General features: G+C 63.0%; 29 protein-coding genes and 1 pseudogene. 13 read left to right on the plus strand and 17 right to left on the minus strand.

Going from position 1 to position 22,184, the window contains the following annotated elements:
* The first annotated feature begins 22 nt into the window (after positions 1 to 22).
* The 5 genes from KEC45_RS21150 (at position 23) to KEC45_RS21170 (ending at position 5,291) form a co-directional block, all read left to right on the plus strand.
* Entirely contained in the window at positions 23 to 1,180 is a 1,158-nt protein-coding gene (locus KEC45_RS21150) for a hypothetical protein (protein WP_062185604.1), read from the plus strand.
* A 28-nt stretch (positions 1,181 to 1,208) separates the two neighbouring features.
* A complete protein-coding gene (locus tag KEC45_RS21155; RefSeq protein WP_062185602.1) occupies positions 1,209 to 2,063 on the plus strand; it encodes a hypothetical protein in 855 nt (284 codons plus the stop codon).
* Positions 2,063 to 3,982: a TonB-dependent receptor gene (locus tag KEC45_RS21160; protein ID WP_062185600.1), complete on the plus strand. Its 1,920-nt coding sequence runs from the start codon at positions 2,063 to 2,065 to the stop codon at positions 3,980 to 3,982. The genes KEC45_RS21155 and KEC45_RS21160 overlap by 1 nt, the downstream gene beginning before the upstream one ends.
* A 31-nt stretch (positions 3,983 to 4,013) precedes the next feature.
* Positions 4,014 to 4,673: a hypothetical protein gene (locus KEC45_RS21165; RefSeq protein WP_062185598.1), complete on the plus strand. Its 660-nt coding sequence runs from the start codon at positions 4,014 to 4,016 to the stop codon at positions 4,671 to 4,673.
* Positions 4,674 to 4,736: 63 nt separating this feature from the next.
* Positions 4,737 to 5,291, plus strand: a complete 555-nt coding sequence (locus KEC45_RS21170) for a hypothetical protein (protein ID WP_252171284.1) — start codon at positions 4,737 to 4,739, stop codon at positions 5,289 to 5,291.
* Between the two features lie 129 nt (positions 5,292 to 5,420).
* On the opposite strand, the pseudogene ahpF reads toward KEC45_RS21170, so the two are convergent.
* The 10 genes and pseudogenes from ahpF to KEC45_RS21220 form a co-directional block, all read right to left on the minus strand.
* Positions 5,421 to 6,978: pseudogene (ahpF, locus tag KEC45_RS21175) on the minus strand (alkyl hydroperoxide reductase subunit F).
* 123 nt (positions 6,979 to 7,101) lie between these two features.
* Positions 7,102 to 7,665 (minus strand): alkyl hydroperoxide reductase subunit C, encoded by a 564-nt coding sequence (ahpC, locus tag KEC45_RS21180; protein ID WP_062185594.1) that lies wholly within the window; start codon positions 7,663 to 7,665, stop codon positions 7,102 to 7,104.
* 142 nt (positions 7,666 to 7,807) lie between these two features.
* Positions 7,808 to 8,101 (minus strand): hypothetical protein, encoded by a 294-nt coding sequence (locus KEC45_RS21185; protein ID WP_056369387.1) that lies wholly within the window; start codon positions 8,099 to 8,101, stop codon positions 7,808 to 7,810.
* Between the two features lie 171 nt (positions 8,102 to 8,272).
* The gene (locus tag KEC45_RS21190; protein ID WP_056369389.1) at positions 8,273 to 8,542 is read right to left on the minus strand and encodes a hypothetical protein; all 270 of its coding nucleotides are present in this window, start codon (positions 8,540 to 8,542) and stop codon (positions 8,273 to 8,275) included.
* Positions 8,543 to 8,743: 201 nt separating this feature from the next.
* Positions 8,744 to 9,301 carry a hypothetical protein gene (locus KEC45_RS21195; protein WP_056369390.1) on the minus strand — a complete coding sequence of 186 codons (558 nt, stop codon included), beginning with the start codon at positions 9,299 to 9,301 and terminating at the stop codon, positions 8,744 to 8,746.
* Between the two features lie 36 nt (positions 9,302 to 9,337).
* Complete coding sequence (locus KEC45_RS21200; RefSeq protein WP_152682487.1) at positions 9,338 to 9,946, minus strand: NADH dehydrogenase ubiquinone Fe-S protein 4; 609 nt, start codon at positions 9,944 to 9,946, stop codon at positions 9,338 to 9,340.
* Complete coding sequence (locus KEC45_RS21205) at positions 9,861 to 10,376, minus strand: Hsp20/alpha crystallin family protein (protein ID WP_062185592.1); 516 nt, start codon at positions 10,374 to 10,376, stop codon at positions 9,861 to 9,863. Before KEC45_RS21205 ends, KEC45_RS21200 begins: the two co-directional genes overlap by 86 nt.
* Before the next feature lie 74 nt (positions 10,377 to 10,450).
* Positions 10,451 to 10,930, minus strand: a complete 480-nt coding sequence (locus KEC45_RS21210) for an Hsp20 family protein (RefSeq protein WP_062185590.1) — start codon at positions 10,928 to 10,930, stop codon at positions 10,451 to 10,453.
* Positions 10,931 to 11,134: 204 nt separating this feature from the next.
* Positions 11,135 to 12,229, minus strand: a complete 1,095-nt coding sequence (locus KEC45_RS21215) for a calcium:proton antiporter (RefSeq protein WP_238586768.1) — start codon at positions 12,227 to 12,229, stop codon at positions 11,135 to 11,137.
* Positions 12,230 to 12,335: 106 nt separating this feature from the next.
* The gene (locus KEC45_RS21220) at positions 12,336 to 12,704 is read right to left on the minus strand and encodes a hypothetical protein (protein WP_252171285.1); all 369 of its coding nucleotides are present in this window, start codon (positions 12,702 to 12,704) and stop codon (positions 12,336 to 12,338) included.
* Positions 12,705 to 12,914: 210 nt separating this feature from the next.
* Between KEC45_RS21220 and KEC45_RS21225 the strand changes: the two genes are divergently transcribed.
* Positions 12,915 to 13,610 (plus strand): arsinothricin resistance N-acetyltransferase ArsN1 family B, encoded by a 696-nt coding sequence (locus KEC45_RS21225; protein ID WP_238586767.1) that lies wholly within the window; start codon positions 12,915 to 12,917, stop codon positions 13,608 to 13,610.
* Between the two features lie 87 nt (positions 13,611 to 13,697).
* Here KEC45_RS21225 and arsH read toward each other — a convergent pair whose 3' ends face one another.
* The 4 genes from arsH to KEC45_RS21245 form a co-directional block, all read right to left on the minus strand.
* Complete coding sequence (gene arsH / locus KEC45_RS21230) at positions 13,698 to 14,453, minus strand: arsenical resistance protein ArsH (RefSeq protein WP_062185584.1); 756 nt, start codon at positions 14,451 to 14,453, stop codon at positions 13,698 to 13,700.
* Between the two features lie 5 nt (positions 14,454 to 14,458).
* Positions 14,459 to 15,454: an ACR3 family arsenite efflux transporter gene (arsB, locus tag KEC45_RS21235; RefSeq protein ID WP_238586806.1), complete on the minus strand. Its 996-nt coding sequence runs from the start codon at positions 15,452 to 15,454 to the stop codon at positions 14,459 to 14,461.
* Between the two features lie 82 nt (positions 15,455 to 15,536).
* Positions 15,537 to 15,965, minus strand: a complete 429-nt coding sequence (arsC, locus tag KEC45_RS21240; protein WP_062185582.1) for an arsenate reductase (glutaredoxin) — start codon at positions 15,963 to 15,965, stop codon at positions 15,537 to 15,539.
* A 12-nt stretch (positions 15,966 to 15,977) separates the two neighbouring features.
* Positions 15,978 to 16,307, minus strand: coding sequence for a helix-turn-helix transcriptional regulator (locus tag KEC45_RS21245; protein ID WP_058538767.1), 330 nt, complete (start codon positions 16,305 to 16,307; stop codon positions 15,978 to 15,980).
* On the opposite strand from KEC45_RS21245, the gene KEC45_RS21250 reads away from it, so the two are divergent.
* Together KEC45_RS21250 and KEC45_RS21255 are read left to right on the plus strand one after the other, a co-directional pair.
* The gene (locus KEC45_RS21250; protein ID WP_252172060.1) at positions 16,224 to 16,523 is read left to right on the plus strand and encodes a hypothetical protein; all 300 of its coding nucleotides are present in this window, start codon (positions 16,224 to 16,226) and stop codon (positions 16,521 to 16,523) included. The two genes, KEC45_RS21245 and KEC45_RS21250, sit on opposite strands and share 84 nt — an antisense overlap.
* Positions 16,524 to 16,742: 219 nt before the next feature.
* Entirely contained in the window at positions 16,743 to 17,117 is a 375-nt protein-coding gene (locus KEC45_RS21255) for a glycine zipper 2TM domain-containing protein (RefSeq protein WP_062185580.1), read from the plus strand.
* An 88-nt stretch (positions 17,118 to 17,205) separates the two neighbouring features.
* Here the strand turns inward: KEC45_RS21255 and KEC45_RS21260 are convergent, their stop codons facing one another.
* Positions 17,206 to 17,487: a DUF1153 domain-containing protein gene (locus tag KEC45_RS21260; RefSeq protein WP_062185578.1), complete on the minus strand. Its 282-nt coding sequence runs from the start codon at positions 17,485 to 17,487 to the stop codon at positions 17,206 to 17,208.
* 263 nt (positions 17,488 to 17,750) lie between these two features.
* Between KEC45_RS21260 and KEC45_RS21265 the strand changes: the two genes are divergently transcribed.
* Positions 17,751 to 18,185 (plus strand): hypothetical protein, encoded by a 435-nt coding sequence (locus tag KEC45_RS21265; RefSeq protein ID WP_193749213.1) that lies wholly within the window; start codon positions 17,751 to 17,753, stop codon positions 18,183 to 18,185.
* 181 nt (positions 18,186 to 18,366) lie between these two features.
* Here KEC45_RS21265 and KEC45_RS21270 read toward each other — a convergent pair whose 3' ends face one another.
* Positions 18,367 to 18,870 (minus strand): DUF983 domain-containing protein, encoded by a 504-nt coding sequence (locus KEC45_RS21270; protein WP_336444415.1) that lies wholly within the window; start codon positions 18,868 to 18,870, stop codon positions 18,367 to 18,369.
* A 149-nt stretch (positions 18,871 to 19,019) separates the two neighbouring features.
* Here KEC45_RS21270 and KEC45_RS21275 point away from each other — a divergent pair, with 149 nt between their 5' ends.
* The 4 genes from KEC45_RS21275 to KEC45_RS21290 all read left to right on the plus strand — a co-directional run bounded on the left by KEC45_RS21275 (position 19,020) and on the right by KEC45_RS21290 (position 21,745).
* A complete protein-coding gene (locus tag KEC45_RS21275) occupies positions 19,020 to 19,340 on the plus strand; it encodes a helix-turn-helix domain-containing protein (RefSeq protein ID WP_062186927.1) in 321 nt (106 codons plus the stop codon).
* On the plus strand, positions 19,337 to 20,998 hold the full coding sequence (locus KEC45_RS21280) for a SulP family inorganic anion transporter (protein WP_152682485.1): 1,662 nt from the start codon (positions 19,337 to 19,339) through the stop codon (positions 20,996 to 20,998). The genes KEC45_RS21275 and KEC45_RS21280 overlap by 4 nt, the downstream gene beginning before the upstream one ends.
* A 95-nt stretch (positions 20,999 to 21,093) precedes the next feature.
* Positions 21,094 to 21,399, plus strand: a complete 306-nt coding sequence (locus KEC45_RS21285; protein ID WP_252171286.1) for an alkylphosphonate utilization protein — start codon at positions 21,094 to 21,096, stop codon at positions 21,397 to 21,399.
* A 157-nt stretch (positions 21,400 to 21,556) separates the two neighbouring features.
* Positions 21,557 to 21,745 carry a hypothetical protein gene (locus KEC45_RS21290; protein WP_062185570.1) on the plus strand — a complete coding sequence of 63 codons (189 nt, stop codon included), beginning with the start codon at positions 21,557 to 21,559 and terminating at the stop codon, positions 21,743 to 21,745.
* Between the two features lie 161 nt (positions 21,746 to 21,906).
* Here the strand turns inward: KEC45_RS21290 and KEC45_RS21295 are convergent, their stop codons facing one another.
* The gene (locus KEC45_RS21295) at positions 21,907 to 22,131 is read right to left on the minus strand and encodes a hypothetical protein (RefSeq protein ID WP_062185568.1); all 225 of its coding nucleotides are present in this window, start codon (positions 22,129 to 22,131) and stop codon (positions 21,907 to 21,909) included.
* Between the last annotated feature and the right edge of the window lie 53 nt (positions 22,132 to 22,184).

Here is a 22,184-nt window from a genome sequence, read left to right on the forward strand (position 1 = left end):
TGACGATCGGGAGAAGGCCATCATGAAAAAGACACTGACCCGCGGCGCCGCGCTCGGCGCGCTCGCCATCGCCGCGACCGCTGCCTTCGCGCAGCAGGCGCCCAAACCGAAGATCGAGGCCGTCTATTGGCTGTCGGCCGAAACCGTTTCGGGCATGGCAACTGGTCAGCCCGCGGGCGTCGCGAAGAATCTCTCGCTCCAGCTCGGCTCGGGGCGGAGCAACACGGCTCCCAACGCCGAGCATCTGCCGCCGCAGGGGCTGCGCGCCGGCGAGCGCCTTCCGCTGGTCTCGCCGGGCAAGGGCGTGCCCAAAACCGACGCCAACCCCGATTACCGGCCCGGAACGCCGGACAAGCCCAAAGGACGGATCGAGCTATATTGGGGCTGCGGCGAAACCGCTCCCTCGGGACAGCCGGTGGTCATCGACCTTGCGACGATGAGACCCGGCGCCGCATCACCCTTTGGCGCGATTCCCAATGTGAAGGCAATGGTACCGCCGTCGGCGGGGCGCCATGCGACCTATGGCGAGTGGCCAGGGGGCAAGAATGGCACTCGCGTCCCACGCGACGCCTCGCTCGTCGGCGATCATGTCGTGCAGGGCAATTACTCGCCCGAGATGCGCTTCGCCGTCGCCGGCGGCAACGACTTCCTTGCGCCGCTCGCGCCGCAAAGTGCCAACCTCGCGTCGGGCGCGGTCAAGGTCAGCTGGCCCGCGCTCGCCAATGCCCGCGGCTACATCATGACTGTGACGGGCGCGCGCGAGGATGGCACGATCGTGATGTGGACGTCGAGCGCGGTGCGCATGCCCGGCATGGCGCTGCCCGACTATCTCGAACAATCCGACATCGCGCGGCTCGTCCAGCAACGCATCCTCCTCGCGCCCGCGACCAGTGAATGCATCGTCCCTTCGGCGGTGGGCAAAGCGTCGGAATCGGCGATGCTGATGATGACCGCCTATGGACCCGAGGCCAATTACGGATCGCCGCGCGAAGCGCCGCTAGGCTGGGGCGTCAAGCTGCGCACCAAGGCCACGCATATGGGCATGCTCGGCGTCGATCTCGCGTCGCTGATGAGCGGAGGCGACGGCGAAAGCGACGCCCCGGCGAGCGAAGGGAAACCCAAAAAGAAACGCGGTCTGTTGCGCGGCGTCATCGGCGGCGCGCTGGGCCTGCCCGGCTAAGCCTCGAAACATCAAGAAAGTTCGATCGATGAAATCTTCCTTCCTGAAACTGGCCCTTCTCGGGCTGCTCGCCGTAGCGCCCGCCATTCCCGCAGCGCATGCCGCGGCGGGCGACAGCCGGGCACCGAAGAAACTGATGGAGCGTTGGGCGGCTGCAACGCCGCATCCCGGGGCTGGTCTGCCCGGCTGGTATTCGAAGACGCCCGACGTCCACGTCCATCAGCCCCGGAATCTCGCGAAGATACCGATCGCCGAGATCGACCTGCTGCGCCGGCGCGCGATGGTCGCCTTCAATGCGCTGATGCAGCAACCCTCGCTCCGCGACGTGCGCGGCACCAGCCTGCACGCCGACATCAACATCTCGGTCGTGCCGACACTCGATGGCGTCCGGTTGGTCGGCGCGACCTTCACTATCCGGGCCAAAAGCGTGATCGATGGCGACCCTGACACGATCCAGCGCGACGGACGTTATCTCACTCCATCGGAAGAGGGCGCGGTGCTTAGCGTCTTCCTCAATCCCTATGACATGATGGCGCGCCGACAGGTGCAAGCCGAGGGCGTGCAGCACCAAAGCTTTCAGGTGCGAACCGGGTCCGCCTTCGGTGTGTATGTCGCCGACCGGCTCCCCGAGTATGATCCCAATTCGGAATATGCCTGGGGTCCGCGGCCGCTTGCGCTGCAACTGCAGCACGACCGAAGCTGGTATCAGCCGGGCGCTGCGGGCGTCCATCCGCTGCTCGCCCACATGTCGAGCTATTCGCACGAAAATGACGACCTGCGCAGCGACCGGCTGAGCCCCGAGCGCCCCGCCGCTCGTCTCGCCGCGGCGATGTTCATGACCGATTGGGTAGATGTGCAACGCCGCATGAAGGAGACAAATTGATGAGCCGCTTGATCCTGACGACGCTCGGGCTCGCGCTTGCCGCCGCACCGGCCACGTCCTTGGCCCAGCGCACCGACGACAATGCGACGACCAGCGCCGAGGATGCTTTCGGTACCTCGATCGGCGGCGAGCAGATCGGCATCTATAACCCGAACTATGTCCGGGGCTTTTCGGCCGCGGAGGCGGGAAACATCCGCCTCGACGGGCTCTACATTGACCAGCAAGCGGCCTTTTCCGATCGGCTGATCGGAGGCTTGCAGATGCGCGTCGGCCTGTCGGCGCAAGGGTATCCCTTTCCGGCGCCCACCGGAATCGCCGAATATGAGCTGCGCCAACCCAGCGCGAAAAGGCTGCTCAGCGTCAGCGGGCGCCTCGGGCCGTTCGGATCGAAGGTTCTCGAACTCGACGCGCAAGTGCCGGTCACCGACCGGCTGTCGATCGGCGCGGGCTATGGACTGGTGTCCGACCGCAATCACACCGGCGGTGCGGCCGAATTTCGCACGGCTGCGCTGATTGCACGGTGGGAACCGGTCGACGGCGTCGAAATCATGCCTTTTTGGAGCCGCGTCGGGATCGCCGACGAGGAACTCCCGCCGTTGCTGCTGACCGCTGGAGACTTTCTGCCGCCGCGGCTCGAGCGCGTGAAGCGAATCGGACAGAAATGGGCGGCCAACGACGGCGAAACGATCACCGCGGGTCTGGCCACCACGTTGAAAAGCGGAGGCTGGACGCTGAAGGCCGGCGCATTTCGTTCGATCCTCGATCTTGACCGCTCGCACACCCAGCTGTTTCTTAATGTTCGACCTGACGGGACCGCCGATGAGGTTGTCATCGCGGAACCCGGGCGCCGTTCGGCCTCGACGAGCGGCGAGGTGCGGCTGTCGCGCCGCTTCGCCGACGGGCCGCGGCTCCACACGCTCCACTTTTCGATCAAGGGTCGCGACCGGGCACGCGTCTATGGCGGCAGCAGTGAAATCTTTGTCGGCAACCATCCGATCGAAGATCCCGTCGACTTCCCCGAGCCCGTTTCAAATTTTGGTCCGCAGACGCGCGATACCGTCCGGCAGTGGACCGCGGGCATCGCCTATGAGGGACGTTGGAAGGACGTCGGCGAAGTGAGCATCGGCGTGCAGAAGACCGACTATAGCAAGCGCGTGTTCGGCCCCGACCTGCCCGTGATCACGACGAAGGATGCGCCGCTGCTGCTGAACGCGACCGCCGCCCTCTACGCTTCGCCGTCGCTCGCCTTTTACGGCAGCTACACCGAAGGGCTGGAGGAGAGCCCCGTCGCCCCCGGTCATGCGGTCAACCGCGACGAAGCGCCGCCGGCAATCCGAACGCGCCAAGTCGACGCCGGCCTTCGCTGGTCGATCGTCCCCGGGATCCGTCTGGTCGCGGGGGTGTTCGAAGTTACTAAGCCTTTCTATTCGCTCGACAATGCAAGGCTGTTCCGCCAACTCGGCGACGTGCGCCATCGCGGCGCCGAATTCTCGCTTTCGGGCCAGATCGCTCCGGGCCTGACCGCAATCGCCGGGACGGCGCTGATCGACGCCAGGCTGTCGGGCGACGCCGTCGATAGCGGGCTGGTCGGCCGGAAACCGCTCGCGAGCTTCGGCCGGCTTTCGACCGCGGTACTTGATTATCGGCCGACCTTCGCGCCCGCCGTCTCGGTCGACCTCGTCGTCGAAAGCACGTCGGACCGGGTCGCAAGCGCCGACGGCAAGCTTGTTATCCCGGCGCGTGCCATAGCGTCGGTCGGGGGCCGCTACCGGTTCAAGCTCGGCAAGGCGCCCGCAACCTTGCGTGTGCAGGTCGCGAACATCGGCAACAAATATGGCTGGGCGAACGGGTCCTCGGGTATCTACCTCTACAACCTTCCGCGCCGGCTGACCGCCACGCTGACAGCTGATTTCGGCTGACCTTTTCCAATCGAAATTTCCGGAGATCATCATGCAACGCATCTTGTGCGCGGCGCTTGCCGCCTCGGTTCTGCTAGCTTCGGCCGAAGGCGCGCATGCCCAAGGTTTTCTGAAGCGGCTCGCCGATCGCGCTGCGGAGAAGGTAGAGCAGAACGCGGAAAAGCTCGCCGGCGACATAATCAATGGATCGGCAAAACCCCGACAGGATGAGAGCTCGAATGACGAGGCACCTGTCCCTGTTGAGACTTCGCAGGAGCCGGCGTCGGTTCAGCCCGTTCCCGAAGCGCCCGCGCCAAAAGCACGTTACATCGACAGCCTCAAGACGCCACCCCACGTTGAAGCGAAGAAGGCCGAGTATAACAAGTTCGGTGAAGTGAGCTGCAACGACTGCGAAGGCGGAATCGAACTCGATGGCCGCCCGACCTTCCCGTTCGACGAGTTCAGCGGACGATATAATGAACGTGCCAAGCGCGCGGGAAGCTGGCCGATCGGCCACATCCACCGCTGGCAGGGTAGAGCCTCTAAGGGGACGTTGACCTTGATGTCGGAAGAGCGGGTCGACGGCTTTCAGTGCCGCCGGCTTGAATATCGGCTGGAGCGGGGCGGGTCTTCTGTCAGTCGGCCCGGCCTGATCTGCCTTGGACTGGCGAACAGCTCGTCGGATGTCGAAAACTGGCACGAGATATACTGAGCCGCCGGGGTCGACGACGGGCTAAGGCTCGCGAGAAAATCGGTTACAAAGCGAGGTTTTTTTATGAAGAATTTGGCCATTTTTACCGCCGTAACTGCGATCGCCGCGACCTCGGTGCTCCATGCTGAGGCAATTCCGGCAAGCGCCGCAGGTGTCTGGACGCAATCCAGCAGCGGCAAAGAGCTGGTACTTGTCCCGCGCATCAAACTCCAACCCAACGTCGGCGTGTCCTATGGCACCAGCCTGGGCGGCACCGCCGGCTATGGTTCGCCTACGCGCACCACGATCGTGACCGAACCGGCGTCGATGCAGGTGGCGCGTTCCATGACGCTTGAAATCGGGAAGGACGGACGTTTTACGTGGAAGATCGCCAAACGCCATGCCGAAAAGGAAGGCTGCTCGATGACGACGACGCAAGTGAAACATGGGCGCGTCAGTCAAGAGGGTGGCAAGACAATTTTCGCGGTCGAAAATGGCACGGAAAGCTTTGAATCAAGCTGTGGCCGCCAAGGTGGTTCGAAGCTCGCGCAGACGTCGGAGCAATATGACGTTCAAATTGGCGGTGGGCGAATGGTGTTGCAGAGCGGTGCGACCCGATGGACCTTCTTGCGGGGCTAGGTGCGAACCATTCAACGTCTGCTTTTGTCGGTTTCAACCCGAAAGCTGGCGGTCCGCAATCGGCCAAAAACGGCTGCATTTGGATTCTGTAGTTCCGACTTCAGCGGAGAAATTATCGGCCCAGTCACATCAAGCCGAGGAGCGGATTAGGTGATCGAACGCAGAGAGCGACGCCTTTGATCCTTCGCCCATCGCGATGACGATCTGCTTGTACGGCACGGTCGTCACGTCGCCCGCAGCAAATATACCGGGCTGGCTTGTCGCGCCGCGCGCGTCTACCTCGATCTCGCCGCGGTCGCTGAGCGCCACGGCGCTGCCCAGCCATTCCGTGTTCGGAATGAGGCCGATCTGGACGAAGATGCCTTCGAGTTCGACAAGATGTTCCTCATCCTTGTTGCGGTCGCGATAACGCAGGCCAACCACCTTCTCACCATTGCCGAGCACCTCGGTGGTGAGCGCTGACGTAATGATCGTGACATTGGCCAGGCTGCGTAGCTTTGTCTGGAGCACCGCGTCGGCGCGAAGCTGGCTATCGAACTCGATCAGCGTCACATGCGCGGCGAGCCCGGCGAGATCGATCGCCGCCTCAACGCCCGAATTGCCCCCACCGATCACCGCGACGCGCTTGCCCTTGAACAGCGGGCCGTCGCAGTGCGGGCAATAGGCGACGCCCTTGTTGCGATATTCGGCTTCGCCCGGGACGCCCATTTGGCGCCAGCGCGCGCCGGTCGACAGGATCACGGTCTTGCCCTTCACGCTCGCGCCGCTCTTGAGCTTCACTTCGTGGAGGCCGTGCGCGCCGCCGGGGATGAGCTCGGCGGCTTCCTGAACGTTCATGACGTCGACGTCATAATCCTTCACATGCGCCTCGAGCTGCGTGGCGAGTTTCGGGCCCTCGGTGTGCTGGACCGAAATGAAATTCTCGATCCCCAGCGTGTCGAGCACCTGCCCGCCGAAGCGTTCGGCGACGATGCCGGTGCGGATGCCCTTGCGCGCGGCATAGATGGCGGCCGCGGCGCCGCCGGGCCCGCCGCCGACGACGAGCACGTCGAACGGCTCCTTGGTGGCGATCTTCTCGGCCGCCCGCGCCACGGCGCCGGTGTCGAGCTTCGCGACGATCTGCGCGAGGTCCATCCGGCCCTGCCCGAAAAGCTCGCCGTTGAGGAAGACGGCGGGCACCGCCATCACCTTGCGGCGTTCGACCTCATCCTGAAAAAAGCGCGCCGTCGATCGCCGTGTGGCGGATGTTCGGGTTCAGCGCGGCCATGATGTTGAGCGCCTGCACGACGTCGGGGCAATTCTGGCATGACAGCGAGAAGAAGGTTTCGAAGACGAAATCGCCTTCCAGCGCACGCACCGCGTCAAGCAGTTCGGCCTCTTCTTTCGGCGGATGACCGCCGACATGGAGGAGCGCGAGGATCAGCGAAGTGAATTCATGCCCCATCGGCAGGCCCGCGAACATGGCTTCGGCGCGGCCCTCATCGGCGCGGATCGCGAAGGACGGGCGGCGGGCGTCGTCGCCGTCGAACCGCGCGGTGACGAGGTCCGACTGCGCCGCGACCTCTTCGACCAGGCTGCGCATCTCGGCCGACTTGGGCGATGCGTCGAGGCTTGCGACCAGCTCGATCGGTCGGCGAAGGTTGCCGAGATAGGTCTTGAGCTGGGAGGTCGTGTTGGCGTCGAGCATCGGCATGGGGAGAGCCTTTCGGACAGAAACAGGGGTTCGCCGCGGGGAACGGCGTCAGAATCTTTTGTTTTATGAAAAGCTGAGACCGGGCGGGCGCCGCCCGCCCGGTCCTCGCAAATCGGCTTAGATCTTGCCGACGAGTTCGATCGAGGGAGCCAGCGTTTCGGCGCCTTCTTCCCACTTCGCCGGGCAGACCTGGCCGGGGTTGGCGCGGACATAGACTGCAGCCTTGATCTTGCGGACGAGTTCCTCGGCATTGCGGCCGACGCCTTCGCTGGTGATTTCCATCACCTGGATCACGCCGTCGGGATCGACAACGAAGGTCGCGCGGTCGGCGAGGCCCGAATCTTCACGCAGCACGCCGAAATTGTTGGCGAGGACGTGGTTCTGGTCGCCGAGCATGTGATAGTTGATCTTCCCGATCGCGGGCGAGCTGTCGTGCCAGGCCTTGTGGCTGAAATGCGTGTCGGTCGACACCGAATAGACCTCGACGCCGAGGCCCTGAAGCGTGGCATACTGATCCGCGAGGTCTTCGAGCTCGGTCGGGCAGACGAAGGTAAAGTCGGCCGGATAGAAGAAGAAAACCGCCCACTTGCCTTTGGTGTCGGCGTCCGTCACGGGGACGAACTTGCCCTGGTAGTATGAGGTGGCGTTGAACGGCTTGATCGAGCTTCCGATGATACCCATGGGAGAGTGTTTCCTTTGTTTGCTGCACTGCAAAACGATTTGCAGAGGCGCATCTATGCACTCCGTCCCGGCGGCTCAATTCCAATTTTTCGGGTACAGTAATCGTCTCGGTCGATTAAAATGAGAGCTAAATTTCAACCGTTCAGCGAGAAGCTCGCCGCAAGCCGCACAGCATCTCGATCACCTCGGAGTCGAATGCGTCGGGGGCATGTGGCGCGATTTTGCGAAAGCGGCTCGCGCAATAGGCTGCGCGCGGCCCCAGTTCCGCAACATCTCTGAAGTTCAGCGCCGTCCCGGCATTCCCCCCGGCAAGGTCGGGCATGTTAGCGAGCACGGCGCGGACAGTAAAAATCGCTCCGGGACGAACCTGGGAGGGGTAGCAGTCGTGCCGGCTGACGCACAGCGCCAAGTCATCCACTCGCCAATCGTCCGTCATAATCAACCTCGTGGTTGTTACGCAGCATCTGCCAGAGGTTATCATATTTGAAGAGCAGTGACGAATCGCTTGCGCCATTGAAGGAATCCAGGGGGCGAGAGGAATGAGGACCGGTAGCAATCGGTCCAGATCAACATAGGCTTCCCGCCGCTGCGGCCGAGCGAAGGAACACTACCGTTCAAATGCCACTGATTCGGAGACTTCTAAAGGCGGATCGCACATCGCTGACAGCGCGCCAGAGCGGAATCCGGGAAGGCCCTTCAGGTGCTCGATCAGCAATTCCCATCCAACCAGCGCTTCATCGAACGTCCAGACTTTTCCGGCGACCCTGACGTCGCAACAGACCAGGTCGGTTGTGAGTTCGTCGCGCTTATAGAAGGTAACCTTCTGCACATCTGTGATGGGGAGCCGGGAAAGAAGCTCTGCGTCGATACAGGTCATGGGAACATGCCTCAAGATTCGCCCGCCGGGCTAAGTTTCGGGTTTCGAGAAACTGCGCCGCCCGATTGGGCAAGCCCGTGAGCGGCGGGTAAAATAAAACGCGTTTCCGTCGTCTCATGTTCCATTTTTTACGGCGCAAAAGAGAACAAAAGCCCAAAGGGGGAGCAGCGCGTGATGCGCCGCTCCGCGCTCCCGGTGGCTCTAGGTCGTGTATTGCGCCGGGTGTTCGATCGCGACCTCGGTCTCTTCGGCGGTCGGGTCCGACAACATGCCCCCGCAGTCGCCGGAGCTCCTCGACACGACCTTGGGCTTCTGTCCGGACCCGTGCGAAGTGACCTCGACGCTGCGGCTGCAGGTTCCCGCTCCGCTGCTGGTCGCTACGTAACGATAGCTTACGGTTCCGGCCGGCAGCGAGCCGAGGCTGGCGAGGTTGATCTCTCCGAGCGGATTCGGCTGAGATTGCAGCGCGAGCATATGCCGCATCATCATGTCGCTTTGCCGGTTCATTGCCGCCGCGATCCGGTCGAACATCGCGAAGGGGGCCGCGTCGAACGGGTCGATCCACTGGACCGGAACGAAGCGTGCCGCGGGCGCCACGACAACCTTCGGCGCGATCTCGCCTCGATATTCGATCCGCGCGATCGAGCCATCGGGCAGACCGACCTTCATCACACGGGTTTCGGCAGGTGCCGCCAACGCCGTGCCTGCGGCTGCAAGAGCCGCGACACCGGCGAAGACGGCCGTACGGATTTTACGCATCAATCGTCCTCCTCTGTTGATGATGGAAGCCAAAATCTATCCTGCGAAACTGAATGCAGAATGACTCGCCGCGTCCGGCCTGGCCTGTGTTTCGCGGTGCGCGCCGATCGGATAATCGCCGCAGCGCAAAGCGTGCGGACCAGTTGGCGAGCAACAAAGCCGGGGCGGCGCTTCGCTAGTCAAGCAGGGCATGGCTGGCCGGCGTACTTCAGACGAGCCCCGTATCTCGAACGGGATAGTCGCTCGCCGGCAGTAAAGCTCGGCCGCATCGCGGTTCGCGAAGCGAAGTTCGATCTGTCCGAGGGGATCGCCGCCGCCGGTCCATCCGGTCAGCGGATCGGCCCGTGGAACCCAGCGCGGGCCGAAGCGCAACCGCCACAGTCCGGCATGCGCGCGGCCCGACTGGTTTACACGAAGGGGCACAGGCTCGATAATCGCCCATGCATCGGGCGGCAACATGCTGGCGCGATGGCCGACCGATGCACAATTATCATTTGCCGGCGAGGGGGGCGACGCGCCCCCGTAGCCCGGCCCGGGACCGAAGTCCCGGACCTGCCCGTCACGCCGCCTGTCCATTGATCGGGATACGGCGGACATTTTCGTTCGCCGCCTCCGCCTTCGGCAGGGTGACCGTGAGCACGCCATTTCTGAAGGTCGCGCTCGCCTTGTCGCGTTCGACACCGCGCGGGAGACCGATCCGCCGCTCGAAGCGGCCGTAGCTGCGTTCGCTATAGCCGCGGTCCTTGTCTTCGACTTCGGACTTCTTCTCGCCGCGAAGCGTCAGCACGCCTTCCTCGACACTGATGTCGACATCCTTCTCGTCCAGCCCGGGGAGCTCGGCGACGATGCGGACCTCCTTGTCGGTCTCGCCGAACTCGAGGTTCGGCCACGCGGGTTCGCGGCCGAGACCGCCGAACGACGACAGGCCGAAGCCGCGAAAGACATCGTCGAACAGCCGGTTGACGTCGCGGTGAAGCGAGAGGAGCGGATGATCGCCCCGCCCCTGCTCGGCGCGCACCGCGACGGGGAGCCGGTTCTCCTGCCGGCTCCAGGGAATCAGATCACGAATAGACATGATGTCATCTCCTTTCTGGCTAGAGGGTTCAGCAAGGCTCGCCGCCGTCATCGGCGGCGAGCCGGTGGCCTCGATCAGGCCGATTCGCGGTCTTTCTCCCGCGGGGCTGCGAGGCGATCCTGGGCGGGCGAGCTGCCGCCGATCTCGATCTTGCGCGGCTTCATCGCCTCGGGGACGACGCGCTGCAGATCGATCCGCAGCAGACCATTGTCGAAACCGGCGGATTCGACTTCGACATAGTCGGCAAGCTGGAAGCGCCGTTCAAAGGGGCGAGCCGCGATCCCGCGGTGGAGATACTGCTCCTCGTCCTTCTCTTCGCCGCGCTTGCCGCTGATGGTGAGCTGGTTCTGCTGGGCGACCACCTCGATATCCTCGGGGCGGAAGCCCGCCACCGCTAGCGTGATGCGGTAGCTGTCCTCGCCCCGCCGCGAGAGGTCGAAGGGCGGATAGCCTTCGCTGCCGTCGCCGCGCTGATCGGTCTCGAGGAGATCGAACAGGCGGTCGAAACCGACCGTGGAGCGCCGGAAAGGCGCAAAATCAAAGCTGCTTCTCATTTTCCAAATCCTCCTAAGTGAGCAATTTGGGCATGAGACGCGCCGGAGAGAGCCGGCGCTCTCATTTGACCCACCGAGCCCGGTTTCGGCGCCCGGCGATAAAAAGCTAGGAAGCGCCAAATCACTTTCAAGAGCTTTTTGCTTCGCCACTGCTTCGGCCCGTCGCATCATCAGACTTTGCCCGGCACGGCGAACTCAGGACGATCAGGAAAAGACCGTCGTAAAAATATAGGCGGCCAACAGTACGAGATGCACGGCGCCCTGCAAAATCGTGGTTCGTCCGGTTCCGAAAGATAAAATCGCGACGCCAAGCGAGAGCGCCAGAAGTGTCATGCCCTTGGGGTCGAGGCCGAGGGATAGCGGCCAGCCCATGACGAGTGCCGCAATCGCTACCGTCGGGATCGTAAGGCCGATTGTCGCAAGCGCCGATCCCAGCGCAAGGTTGAGACTTGTCTGGAGGCGGTCGCGCCGCGCAGCGCGCAATGCCGCAAGACTTTCCGGAGCGAGAACGAGCGCGGCGACGGCAATGCCGACAAGCGCGCGCGGCAATGCGGCGGCAGCGATCGCTGTTTCGAACGGTTTGGAGAGGCTTTTGGCGAGGAAGACAACGCTCACCAACGCGAGCAGAAGAAGGCCAAGCGATAGTGCCGCCGCGCGCGAGCTGGGTGGCGAAGCATGCGCATCGCCGGCCAGCGCGCCTACGCCTTCAGGCAGGAAATAGTCGCGATGGCGGATGGTCTGGACAAACACGAAGGTTGCGTAGAGCAGCGTCGACACGATCGCGGTAAATATAAGCTGCGCGGCGGAATAAGAGGGCGAGGCTGCGTTCGCGCTCACACTCGGCAGAACAAGTACCAGCGTTGCCATCGCCGCCAGCACGCAGAGCGCGGCGTTGACTCCTTCGAGCACGAAACGCTGCTCGCCGTGCCGAATGCCGCCGACCAACAGGCATCCGCCGACAACGCCGTTGAGGATAAGCATGATTGCGGCAAACACCGTATCGCGCGGCAAGGCCGGATTCGCCGACCCGCTCAGCATCATGGACAGAATCAGCGAAGCCTCGATAATGGTGACCGCGCCTGCGAGGATCAGCGTGCCGAACGGCTCTCCTACCCGGTGGGCGACGACCTCGCCATGATGGACCGTCGCGAGGATGCAGCCGACAAGGATCGCGCTTGTTCCGGCAAGAGCGATACCGTCCGTTTGTGCCGGATGCAGCAGAAGTGCTACCAGGCCTGCAACAGGCATCCACCGGGGCCAGCTCGACATCACCGCAGCCGAAAGGGACTGGATTCTCATGACGCGCCTTTCTGAAACAGGCCGGCGCGCGAAAGTCAAACGTGCAACTCCGGTTCTCCTGGACCGGCCGAGTTCGGACAGAATTAAGCCCCTTTAGGGGTGCCGATCAGAAGTCGCAGGCCGGTATCTGCTTCGCGTCGCGCTCGGCGACGAGGGTCCGCACCTCGGTTTCCAGCTCGAAGCGCGCCGATCTGAAGTCGTCGTCGTGAATCGCGCCGCGGTCGTAGTCGCGTCGCAGCCGGTCGCGATCTCTTGCCCGTTTTGCGAGTTCGCCGTCGATCCGGGATCGGCGCCGTTCGCTCTCGGCGCGCAGTTTCTCGATTTCCGGCAGGGCCTTCTTCCGCCAGGCGGGATCGGTCGCACGGGCCATCTCACCCTCAGAATCGGCGAAAATCTCGAAGCAGGCCTGGTTAGGTGTTTCGGATGCTTCGGAAACGGACGGCGCGATCAGCGCGACAGCAAGGAGAAGGGGCATGAGCGTTGGATAGCAAATGGCATTCCCGGTTTCTACCGGGGCATATGGCGCCGAGATGATTACGCCGTGCGACTTTGCTCGCACTTCACGGCGATTGGTACCCGAGATCTCAAAGCGATCATCCTGACCGTTTGGAGAGCAGGTTTCGCACCTTCGTCGGAAGGGCACTGCAATCGTTCGCTTTGCGCCGTCCGCATGCGATCCTGGCGAATGTCGGCTACCTCGGATTGGCGGCCGGAAGCTGCCGGTCAGAAATCGGCCAATCCTGCATGGGACCAGATCTGCGGCGAATGGCCGGAGTGGGCGGCTTCCGTACAGGCAGCCTCCGCGCTCCTCACAGGCTTAAGTGGACGCAGTGCCTTGATTGCCGGGACGTGGCGGGCCAGTCTGATTAAATTCTGCTTCGGAGGTGGTGCAAACATGCATGTGCGTCAAATAACGATGGGGGACGCGCCAGCGGTTCAAGTAATTTACGCACCCTATGTAACTGCCACCACCATCTCGTTCGAGGAAGTCCCGCCTGATATTATGGAGATTGAAAGGCGCATCGCCGCTATTCTGCCGCGCTATCCCTATCTGGTAGCCGAAGTGGATGGGCGGGTCGTCGGTTATGCCTACGCCAGCGAACATAGGGCGCGCGCCGCATACCGGACATCTGTCGATGTAGCAGTCTATGTGGCGCCTGGCGCGCAACGGCGCGGTGTAGCGCGAAGTCTATACTCGCGCCTGCTGGCTGACGCGGCAAGCTTGGGCTATCACGCGGCTTTTGCTGGCATCGCACTCCCAAACGACGCAAGCGTCGGGCTGCACGAAACCATGGGCTTCGAGCCGGTGGGCATCTACCGTGAGGTCGGGCGAAAATTCGATGCTTGGCACGACGTCGGTTGGTGGCAACGACTGCTGTGAGCGATGTAGAAGTGCCAAGGCATCGCTGAAGCGATTTTACTCATATCGAAGTGTGGGCAATGGGCGGAAACTGGTCCCGATGGCTCTTCAGCGCCCCGGCAACCGGGCTAGTTCAGCCGGCGTGGCAGTTGGTTTCTTGCGGTCCTTGCGCTCGGAATAGCGGTCGACGAGCTGGTCCACATGACCGCGTGTCAGCACGGTGAAGCGCACCAACTCCTCTGCGACGTCGACGATACGGTCGTAGTAGCTCGAGGGCAGCATCCGGCCGGCCTCGTCGAACTCCTGATAGGCCTTCGCGACGCTCGACTGGTTGGGAATGGTGATCATCCGCATCCAGCGGCCAAGGACGCGCAGCGTGTTGACGCTGTTGAACGATTGCGATCCTGCCGACACCTGCATCACGGCCAGCGTGCGGCCCTGCGTCGGGCGAAGGCCCTTGTAGGCGAGGGGGAGATGGTCGACCTGTGCCTTCATGATTCCGGTAATCTGGCCATGGCGTTCGGGGCTGCACCAGACCTGGCCTTCGGACCAGATCGAATGCTGCCGCAGCTCCTCGACCGCGGGGTGGTCGTCGTCGGCGATCTGATCGGGCAAGGGGAGGTCAGACGGATCGAAGATGCGTGTCTCGCAGCCGAAGAGCTGGAGCAGGCGCGCCGTCTCTTCCACGACGAGGCGCGAATAGGAGCGTTCGCGTAAAGACCCGTAGAGGAGGAGGATGCGCGGCGCCGGATCGAGCGGGCCGAGGCCGAGGGCGGGTTGCGCGCGGAGATATTCGGGGCTGAGCGCCGGCAGACGGTCGGGATCGGTAAGCGTGCGCAGGCGATTATGGGTCTGTTCTGTCATGATACTCAGGATTGTGAAGGAACGGTCGAGGGAAACCAGCGGCGTCCGAGGCGGAAAGCGACGCCGACGAGGAGAATGAGGATGGGAACCTCGACGAGCGGCCCGATCACGGCGGCGAAGGCGACCGGCGAAGCGAGCCCGAAGGCCGCGATGGCCACCGCGATAGCGAGCTCGAAATTATTGCCTGCGGCGGTGAAGGCGACCGCGGTGGTGCGCGGATAGTCCGCCTCGATGAGCTTGCCCATCCAGAAGCTGATGAGGAATTGGACGACGAAGTAGATAGTGAGCGGGATCGCGATCCGCACGACGTCGGCAGGGATGGTGACGATCTCGCCGCCCTTGAGGCTGAACATCGCGACGATCGTGAACAGCAGCGCGACGAGCGTGATCGGGCCGATCCTGGGCAGGAAGCGCGTCTCGTACCACTCGTCTCCCTTCGCCTTCGTGAGAAAGCGGCGGGTGAGGTAGCCGGCAATGAAGGGAATGCCGAGATAGATGAGAACCGCTTCGGCGATCGTCCAGAAGCTCACGTCGATGACGCTGCCTTCGAGCCCGAACAGCGGCGGCAGGACGGTCAGGAAGAACCAGGCGTAGATGCTGAAGAAGAGGATCTGGAAGATCGAATTGAAGGCGACGAGCGCCGCGACATATTGATTGTCGCCCTTCGCGAGCTGGTTCCAGACGATCACCATTGCGATGCAGCGCGCGAGGCCGATCAGGATCAGGCCTGTCATATATTCGGGCTTGTCCGAGAGGAAGATGACCGCGAGCGCGAACATCAACGCCGGGCCGATGATCCAGTTTTGGATCAGCGAAATCGCCAGAACGCGTTTGTCCTCGAACACGCGCGGCAGCTCGTCGTAACGCACGCGGGCAAGCGGCGGATACATCATCAATATGAGGCCGATTGCGATCGGGATGTTCGTCGTTCCGATCGACATGGCGTCGATCGCGGCGGGCAGCCCCTTGAAGGCCGACCCGAGCAACACGCCGAGGCCCATGGCAAGAAAAATCCAGAGTGTCAGATAGCGGTCGAGGAACGACAGGCGTTCGCGTTTGGCGGCAGTGGTCAAGATGCCGGCCTCATCCCTGGACGCGATTGCCAGCGGCATCGACGACCCGTTCGCCATCTTCCTTGGAGAAGGCTCCAAGCTGCCGTGCGGGCAGGATGTCGAGCACGGCTTCAGACGGGCGGCAGAGCCTGACCCCGAGGGGCGACACGACGAGCGGGCGGTTGATGAGGACGGGATGCTCCATCATCGCATCGAACAGGATGTCATCGCTCAGGCTTTCGTTTCCGAGGCCGAGGTCTGCATAAGGCGTGCCCTTCTCGCGGAGCAATTCGCGTGGCTTGATTCCCGCCCGGTCGATCAGTTGTTCGAGCAGTGCACGAGCCGGCGGCGTTTTTAGATATTCGACGACATGCGGCTCGATCCCGGAATTCCGGATCAGCGCGAGCGTGTTGCGTGACGTGCCGCAGTCGGGATTGTGGTAGATGATGATGTCGGTCACACGCCGGTTCCTTCAGCAGCAGGTGAGTTCGGCCAGAAGCGGTTCGCACAGCTCGGGGCGGCTTTGGCAACAGTCCTTCGCAAGGAAGAGCATCAGTTCTCGGAGCGTATCGATATCGGCTCGCTGTATCTGCTGCCGCCCGAGTTTCTCGGATTTTACGAGACCGGCTTTCGCGAGCACAGCGAGATGCGTCGAGAAGGTGCTCTGCGTGAGACCCGACGCGTCAACAAGTTCACCGGTCGATAGACCCTCCGGCTCATGCCGGACAAGAAAGCGGAAGGCTTCGAGACGTGTCGGATGGGCGAGAGCGGCGAGAGCGGGAAGCGCGGAATCGATATTCATACATCGGAATTATCCGATGCGTTGACGCTCGTCAATTCCTATCGGAAATATCCGATGAATTTAGCCGAGTGTCCGCTATTACCCCACTCGTTGGCTAATAGCGGACAGTATCCAACCGGCCACTTTGGTCTTCAAATCGCCAATCTTTGGACGCCAAAAAAGACGCCCGCGCGGCCGAAACCGTGCGGGCGTCAGATGAAGATCTCGGTTTTCTGAAAGGACGAGGTCTCCTGGGTCGCACGGCGCATATAATGTTGCGGGCCGGGTGATAATTGTACCGCTGCGCCAAAAAAGATGCCTTGGCGCGCATTGGACGTCGACCGCAGGTTGGTTCAAATAGGACCCGTTCTGCAATCGGCCGAGCCATGGCGGGTTGTTCAGCCGGGGTTCGGCTGCGCGCCGCTACGTCCGGTCCATGATTGAAGGAGACGGGTCATGAAAAAATATATCGCCGCCGCGGTCCTCGCTGCGCTCGCCGTTCCCGTCGGCCCGGCGCTGGCGGATCCGCCGCCCTGGGCGCCGGCGCACGGCAAGCGCGCCAAGGATCGTGGTCTTTATGACGGATATGGGCGCTATTACGAACCCCGCCGCATTTCGCACAACGACCGTATTTGGCGGAGCAAGGATGGCCGCTACCACTGCCGCCGCGAGAATGGCACGACCGGATTGATCATTGGCGCCGCCGTCGGTGCGCTCGTCGGGCGCGAACTCGATGGCGGGCGTGACCGCACGGTCGGCACGATCATCGGCGCGGCCGGCGGCGGGCTGCTCGGCCGGGCTATCGATCGCGGTGAACTGAAATGCCGCTGATGTGAAAGGACGGCGCGAGAGGGACCAGTCTGCTCGCGCCGTCCCCTGGACACCGCACGCAGTGGGGGTGCGGGCGGTGACGAAAAGTCTATTCGACAGTCTGATCGCGCAGGCGCCCCAACTTTGTCGCGCGCAGCCCGGGTATGCCCGCCCGGTCGATGGTGCGGCGCCACGATTCCAGCTCTTCGCCGCTGAGGCGGTATCTTGCGCAGGCGTCGGCCAGCCCGATTAGCCCGCCATCGATCGCGGCAAGCAACTCCGCCTTGCGGCGCGCGACCCAATAGCCTGCCGTCGATGAAGGCAAATCGTCGATTGTCAGCGGCCCGACCGGCCCGGCGACCGATGTCGGCCTCGTCGTAAATTCGAGCACTGCGAACTCTCCATTCGCTCGGCTGCTGCCGTATGAGTGCCCCCCGCGGCAAAGATGCGGTTTTGAGGTTAACAAAAGGTTGCGGAGGGGCATGGGATGCGCCCAACCGTTCGTCGCTCATGGGACGCGACGGGCCAATTTATGTGCGGGAGGGCGAGCCGCCTGCGGTCCTCTCAACGATTGCCGCTATTGCCAGGCCGGGCGGAATGCTGCAGCATTTTTCCATTAAGAGGGGGAAACTTATGCGAAATGCGAATATTTTTATGGCGATGGCGCTGGTGGCATCGCCGGCTCAGGCTCAGACGGTGCCGGACCTGCCCGCCAATCCGCTGAAGGCGATCGATGGCGAATGGTATGGCGTCGACCACAAGATCAAGTTGTCCGTGGCAAATGGCGTGGTAACGATCGTGGAGAACGACACCGCTGATCCCTACCTCAAGAAGATCGCGGCACCTGCCGGAACCGTCATCGCTCGCATCACGGGCGTGGAATCGACCGGACCCAAGTCGGCGCGGTTCGTCGGCCAATGCCTCGAATTGATCGACACCTCGCGGTCAGACACGATGGCGTGCCCTGGTCACGCTTTCGTGCAGTCGGCGGCCTACGACGGCAAGCCCGGATTGAAGATCAATTTCTGGACCGCCGCTTTTCTTCGCAAGGGCAATATTCCGGAGTATCAATGGCAATATCGGAAGTGACGGGCGAAAGAGCGGAGCAATAATTTCCGGCAACAAAATCAGGGGCCGCTTGGGCCAGATCCGATGTGATAGCAGCCCGTCCGCTATCAGCCACTAACCGCGCTGTCGCGGTTCGGATGCCGCGCGGAGGTTTCAAATCCCGCCTGATGGGCCATGATCGGGGCAGGCCCACCGATAACCTTCATTTGTCGCGACCGGTATTTTCCGGAGCGCGTCGTTCCGTGGTGAATCCGTGCATGCCGAACCACCACTGCAATGCGATTATCGCGCCCTTGGCGGGTTGAAGGAACCCGATCATCAAAACGAGCATGGCGGTCACGATTATCGCGGCCAATGCGATGAGCGACAGCTTCGTGTCCTGAACGAGTGCAATGATGATCGGCGCCATAATATGCCCCGTCAGGAGGATCGCGATATAAGCCGGGAAATCGTCGGCTTGCTGATGCGTCCAGTCTTGCGCGCACGCGGAGCAAATAAGGACGGGTTTGAGAAAGCGATGAAATAGCTTCGCTTCGTTGCAGCGGGGACAGCGACCGCGCGCGCCGCGGAGCATCGCTTTCCAGGCCGAGGCAGGAAGCTCCGCGCTTTCCGTCTTAGGATTCCCGTGATTGGCGGAGATCGGTAATTTTCGGGCGTTGTCCGCACGATAAGAGCGATCCAGAGGCGTTTGCATGAAATCGGGCATCAGCCGCCTCCTGCGCGAAGGTGGGAGCAGCGAGCGGCTCCCGCCAAAGCAAGCATATTCGATATAATGGCGAGCATGATGTATATATACAGCATCGATCCATAATGTTAAGATTGATAAATGATGTATGAAACATCATTGGAGTCGATATGATCACATCGCAGCAGATGCGCGCGGCGCGCGCGCTCCTCGGGATCGACCAGCGCGAGCTTGCCGAACTCGCGGGTCTCTCGCTTCCGACGATCCAGCGCATGGAGGCGTCGAACGGCCAGGTCCGCGGTGTCGTCGATACGCTGGTGAAGGTGATTACGGCGCTGGAAAGCGCCGGCATCGAACTGGTCGGCGAATATTCATCGAGTGTCGGATCCGGGCGCGGCGTGCGGCTTCGCGAGCCCGCCGACGCCGATCCCAAGGCGCCCGGCCGCGCGCTTCTGTCCGCCAAATTTCCGAGCCGGCCCGCAATCCGGTGAAGTCCGAGGCCTATACGCCGAAGCTCTTCACGGTCTTTCGCGAGGGTTATTCCGTCGCCACATTTCGCGCCGATGCGATCGCGGGTCTGACAGTTGCCATCGTCGCGTTGCCGCTTGCCATGGCACTCGGTATCGCCAGCGGCGCCTCGCCCGACAAGGGGCTGATTACAGCCGTCGTCGCGGGTTTCCTGATCTCGGCGCTCGGCGGATCGCGCGTGCAGGTGGGCGGGCCGACCGGCGCCTTCGTCGTCGTGATCTTCAACGTCATCGCGAGCCACGGCTATGACGGCCTGTTGATCGCGACCTTGCTCGCCGGGCTCATCCTCATCGCGGCGGGACTGCTCCGTTTCGGCCAGATGATCAAATATATCCCGCATCCGGTGGTGACCGGCTTCACCGCGGGGATCGCGGTCATCATCGCCTCGAGCCAGGTCAAGGATTTCCTCGGCCTCGCCATCGACAAGGTGCCCGCCGACTTCCTCCCCAAGTGGCAGGCTTATCTGGGGGCGCTGCCCAGCGCGAACTGGGCCGCGATCGGAATCGGCGGCGGCGCGCTGGCGATCATTATCGCGCTCCGCAAATTCGCGCCGCGGCTGCCGGGCTTCCTGATCGCGGTGGTCGTGACCTCGCTCGCCGTCCCGCTTCTGAACCTGCCGGTCGACACGATCGGATCGCGCTTTCCCGACATTCCGGCGGGCCTTCCGTTGCCCTCGTTTCCCGACATCTCGCTCGTCAAGATCAATGCCGTCCTGCCGTCGGCCTTCACGATCGCCTTTCTCGCCGGGATCGAGGCGCTGCTGTCCGCAGTCGTCGCCGACGGCATGGCCGGTACGCGGCATCGTTCGAACCAGGAACTGGTCGGGCAGGGCGTCGCCAACCTCGGTTCGGCGCTGTTCGGCGGCCTCCCGGCCACCGGAGCGATTGCGCGCACCGCGACCAATATCCGGTCGGGTGCGAAGACGCCCGTCGCGGGCATGATGCACGCGGCCTTTCTGCTCGTCTTCATCCTCTTCGGCACGGACCTGATGGCCTATGTGCCGATGGCGGCGCTCGCCGCGATCCTGTTCATGGTCGCCTGGGGCATGAGCGAGTATCAGCGCTTCCTCGCGCTGCTGCGGATGCCGAACAGCGACCGGGCGGTGCTGCTCATCACCTTCGGATTGACAGTCCTCGTCGATCTGACGGTGGCGATCGCGGTCGGGGTGACGCTCGCGTCGCTGCTTTTCATGGCGCGTATGGCCGAAGCGGTCGAGGTCGATCGAAGCGGGCGGCGCGACGCCGAACTCGATGCCGAAGATCTCGACCAGCGCGATGACCTGCCGCCGGGCGTCGAGGTGTTCCGGATCGCCGGTCCCTTCTTTTTCGGGGTCGCGGGTGAGCTGCTCGACACGCTGCGCCGCGTCGGGCAGTCGCCGCGCGTCATCATCTTGCGCATGCGGCTCGTACCGCTCCTCGATGCGAGCGGCGCGCAGGCACTTGAGGAATTTGTCGAACAGGCCCGGCTGGCGGGCGCGCGGGTGATTGTCTCGGGGGTGCAGCCCCAGCCGCGGGCGATGCTCGGGCGGATCGGCCTTGGCGAAGCGGCGGGCCGCATCGCCTATGCGGCCGATTATGCGGGCGCGCAGGCGCTTGCGATCGATCTCGCGGGTGCGAAATGACAGCGGCCCCTGTGAGCGGCAGGCCATTCGCACGCGCCGTTTCTCGATCGGCCGGCGGCCGGGAAACCCAATTCTGACCAAGTCTGGAGAATGAAATGAGTGACAGTGACGACTATGCCTATGACGAGAAAAGCGGCGAGTGGATGCCGGCGTCGGAGCTTGCGGAACGCAAGGCCGCGGCCTCGCAGGTCGAGGTTCGCGACGCGGTCGGGAACCTGCTCGAGGATGGCGACAGCGTCGCACTGATCAAGGATCTCGAGGTCAAGGGGGCCGGCAAGACGCTCAAGGTGGGGACGGTCATCAAGTCGATCCGCCTGACGGGCGATCCGCAGGAGATCGATTGCCGTCACGAGAGCATCAGGGGGCTCGTCTTGCGCGCCGAGTTCGTGCGCAAGCGCTAGGTTTTCCGCTTGCGAAGCCTTGTCGTGGCGGCAGCGGCGCGTGGCTCGTCGCCGGGCCGATCGGTGGAGCCGCAAAGTTCCGCCGGCCTGCCGGGGCCGGATCGACCGGGCCTCGCGATGACGTTCCACCACAATACCGAGAAACGGAACTTGCGACATGATTTCCCAGAATCTCAAACCGACCGCACGGAACAGCCGCTTCTATCTGGCTCGCATGCAGGCGTGTCAGACGGAAGCGAACGAGGCGTCGCTTCCGAACGTACGGGACCGGGCCCTTCGTGCGGCCGTTGCATGGCGCGAGATGTATCAGAAGGCACTGCAGTTCGAGCAGCGGCAAAGCCAATGATCCCGGCCGCGGTGATCATGACCCCAACGGGGTTTGTCTGGCGTTCGGAGGCGACCGGCAGCCTGGCCTTCGGGCAATCGACACATCCTTGCGGGAAGTGCGCATGACGATATTCCTGATCATTCTCGTCTCCGTCTTGCTTCTCGCCCTGTTTATCGGCGTCACCATTGCGGGCGGACGATCGCATGATCGGCAGAACGAGCGCCGCGACCATGACAGATAGGTCCGCGGAAGATTTCGAGGTCGAGATCGCTTGCGAACTCGAAACAGGGGCAGATTGCCGGAGCATCGATCAAGCGGAAACCGAACTCGATCGCTTTCTCGATCATCTCGACGATATCGACCGCGAACAGCGTTATTTTGAACGATATGGGACCGAACATCATCGCGCGTCTCCGATGGAGCCGGGCGAACTCGCCGCCCCGCTCGTCTTCGAGCT

This window comes from Sphingopyxis sp. USTB-05 (genome assembly GCF_023822045.1).
In the GTDB taxonomy this organism is placed as follows: Bacteria; Pseudomonadota; Alphaproteobacteria; order Sphingomonadales; family Sphingomonadaceae; genus Sphingopyxis.

Excerpts from the sequence above, each read along its gene's own strand:
- KEC45_RS21150 (WP_062185604.1), top strand. The coding sequence starts at position 23 with ATGAAAAAGACACTGACCCGCGGCGCCGCGCTCGGCGCGCTCGCCATC.
- KEC45_RS21155 (WP_062185602.1), top strand. The coding sequence starts at position 1,209 with ATGAAATCTTCCTTCCTGAAACTGGCCCTTCTCGGGCTGCTCGCCGTA.
- KEC45_RS21160 (WP_062185600.1), top strand. The coding sequence starts at position 2,063 with ATGAGCCGCTTGATCCTGACGACGCTCGGGCTCGCGCTTGCCGCCGCA.
- KEC45_RS21165 (WP_062185598.1), top strand. The coding sequence starts at position 4,014 with ATGCAACGCATCTTGTGCGCGGCGCTTGCCGCCTCGGTTCTGCTAGCT.
- KEC45_RS21170 (WP_252171284.1), top strand. The coding sequence starts at position 4,737 with ATGAAGAATTTGGCCATTTTTACCGCCGTAACTGCGATCGCCGCGACC.
- ahpC (WP_062185594.1), bottom strand. The coding sequence starts at position 7,665 with ATGGGTATCATCGGAAGCTCGATCAAGCCGTTCAACGCCACCTCATAC.
- KEC45_RS21185 (WP_056369387.1), bottom strand. The coding sequence starts at position 8,101 with ATGACGGACGATTGGCGAGTGGATGACTTGGCGCTGTGCGTCAGCCGG.
- KEC45_RS21190 (WP_056369389.1), bottom strand. The coding sequence starts at position 8,542 with ATGACCTGTATCGACGCAGAGCTTCTTTCCCGGCTCCCCATCACAGAT.
- KEC45_RS21195 (WP_056369390.1), bottom strand. The coding sequence starts at position 9,301 with ATGCGTAAAATCCGTACGGCCGTCTTCGCCGGTGTCGCGGCTCTTGCA.
- KEC45_RS21200 (WP_152682487.1), bottom strand. The coding sequence starts at position 9,946 with ATGGCGTGCTCACGGTCACCCTGCCGAAGGCGGAGGCGGCGAACGAAA.
- KEC45_RS21205 (WP_062185592.1), bottom strand. The coding sequence starts at position 10,376 with ATGTCTATTCGTGATCTGATTCCCTGGAGCCGGCAGGAGAACCGGCTC.
- KEC45_RS21210 (WP_062185590.1), bottom strand. The coding sequence starts at position 10,930 with ATGAGAAGCAGCTTTGATTTTGCGCCTTTCCGGCGCTCCACGGTCGGT.
- KEC45_RS21215 (WP_238586768.1), bottom strand. The coding sequence starts at position 12,229 with ATGAGAATCCAGTCCCTTTCGGCTGCGGTGATGTCGAGCTGGCCCCGG.
- KEC45_RS21220 (WP_252171285.1), bottom strand. The coding sequence starts at position 12,704 with ATGCCCCTTCTCCTTGCTGTCGCGCTGATCGCGCCGTCCGTTTCCGAA.
- KEC45_RS21225 (WP_238586767.1), top strand. The coding sequence starts at position 12,915 with ATGTCGGCTACCTCGGATTGGCGGCCGGAAGCTGCCGGTCAGAAATCG.
- arsH (WP_062185584.1), bottom strand. The coding sequence starts at position 14,453 with ATGACAGAACAGACCCATAATCGCCTGCGCACGCTTACCGATCCCGAC.
- arsB (WP_238586806.1), bottom strand. The coding sequence starts at position 15,454 with ATGGGCCTCGGCGTGTTGCTCGGGTCGGCCTTCAAGGGGCTGCCCGCC.
- KEC45_RS21250 (WP_252172060.1), top strand. The coding sequence starts at position 16,224 with ATGCCGGACAAGAAAGCGGAAGGCTTCGAGACGTGTCGGATGGGCGAG.
- KEC45_RS21245 (WP_058538767.1), bottom strand. The coding sequence starts at position 16,307 with ATGAATATCGATTCCGCGCTTCCCGCTCTCGCCGCTCTCGCCCATCCG.
- KEC45_RS21255 (WP_062185580.1), top strand. The coding sequence starts at position 16,743 with ATGAAAAAATATATCGCCGCCGCGGTCCTCGCTGCGCTCGCCGTTCCC.
- KEC45_RS21265 (WP_193749213.1), top strand. The coding sequence starts at position 17,751 with ATGGCGATGGCGCTGGTGGCATCGCCGGCTCAGGCTCAGACGGTGCCG.
- KEC45_RS21270 (WP_336444415.1), bottom strand. The coding sequence starts at position 18,870 with ATGCCCGATTTCATGCAAACGCCTCTGGATCGCTCTTATCGTGCGGAC.
- KEC45_RS21275 (WP_062186927.1), top strand. The coding sequence starts at position 19,020 with ATGATCACATCGCAGCAGATGCGCGCGGCGCGCGCGCTCCTCGGGATC.
- KEC45_RS21285 (WP_252171286.1), top strand. The coding sequence starts at position 21,094 with ATGAGTGACAGTGACGACTATGCCTATGACGAGAAAAGCGGCGAGTGG.
- KEC45_RS21290 (WP_062185570.1), top strand. The coding sequence starts at position 21,557 with ATGATTTCCCAGAATCTCAAACCGACCGCACGGAACAGCCGCTTCTAT.
- KEC45_RS21295 (WP_062185568.1), bottom strand. The coding sequence starts at position 22,131 with ATGATGTTCGGTCCCATATCGTTCAAAATAACGCTGTTCGCGGTCGAT.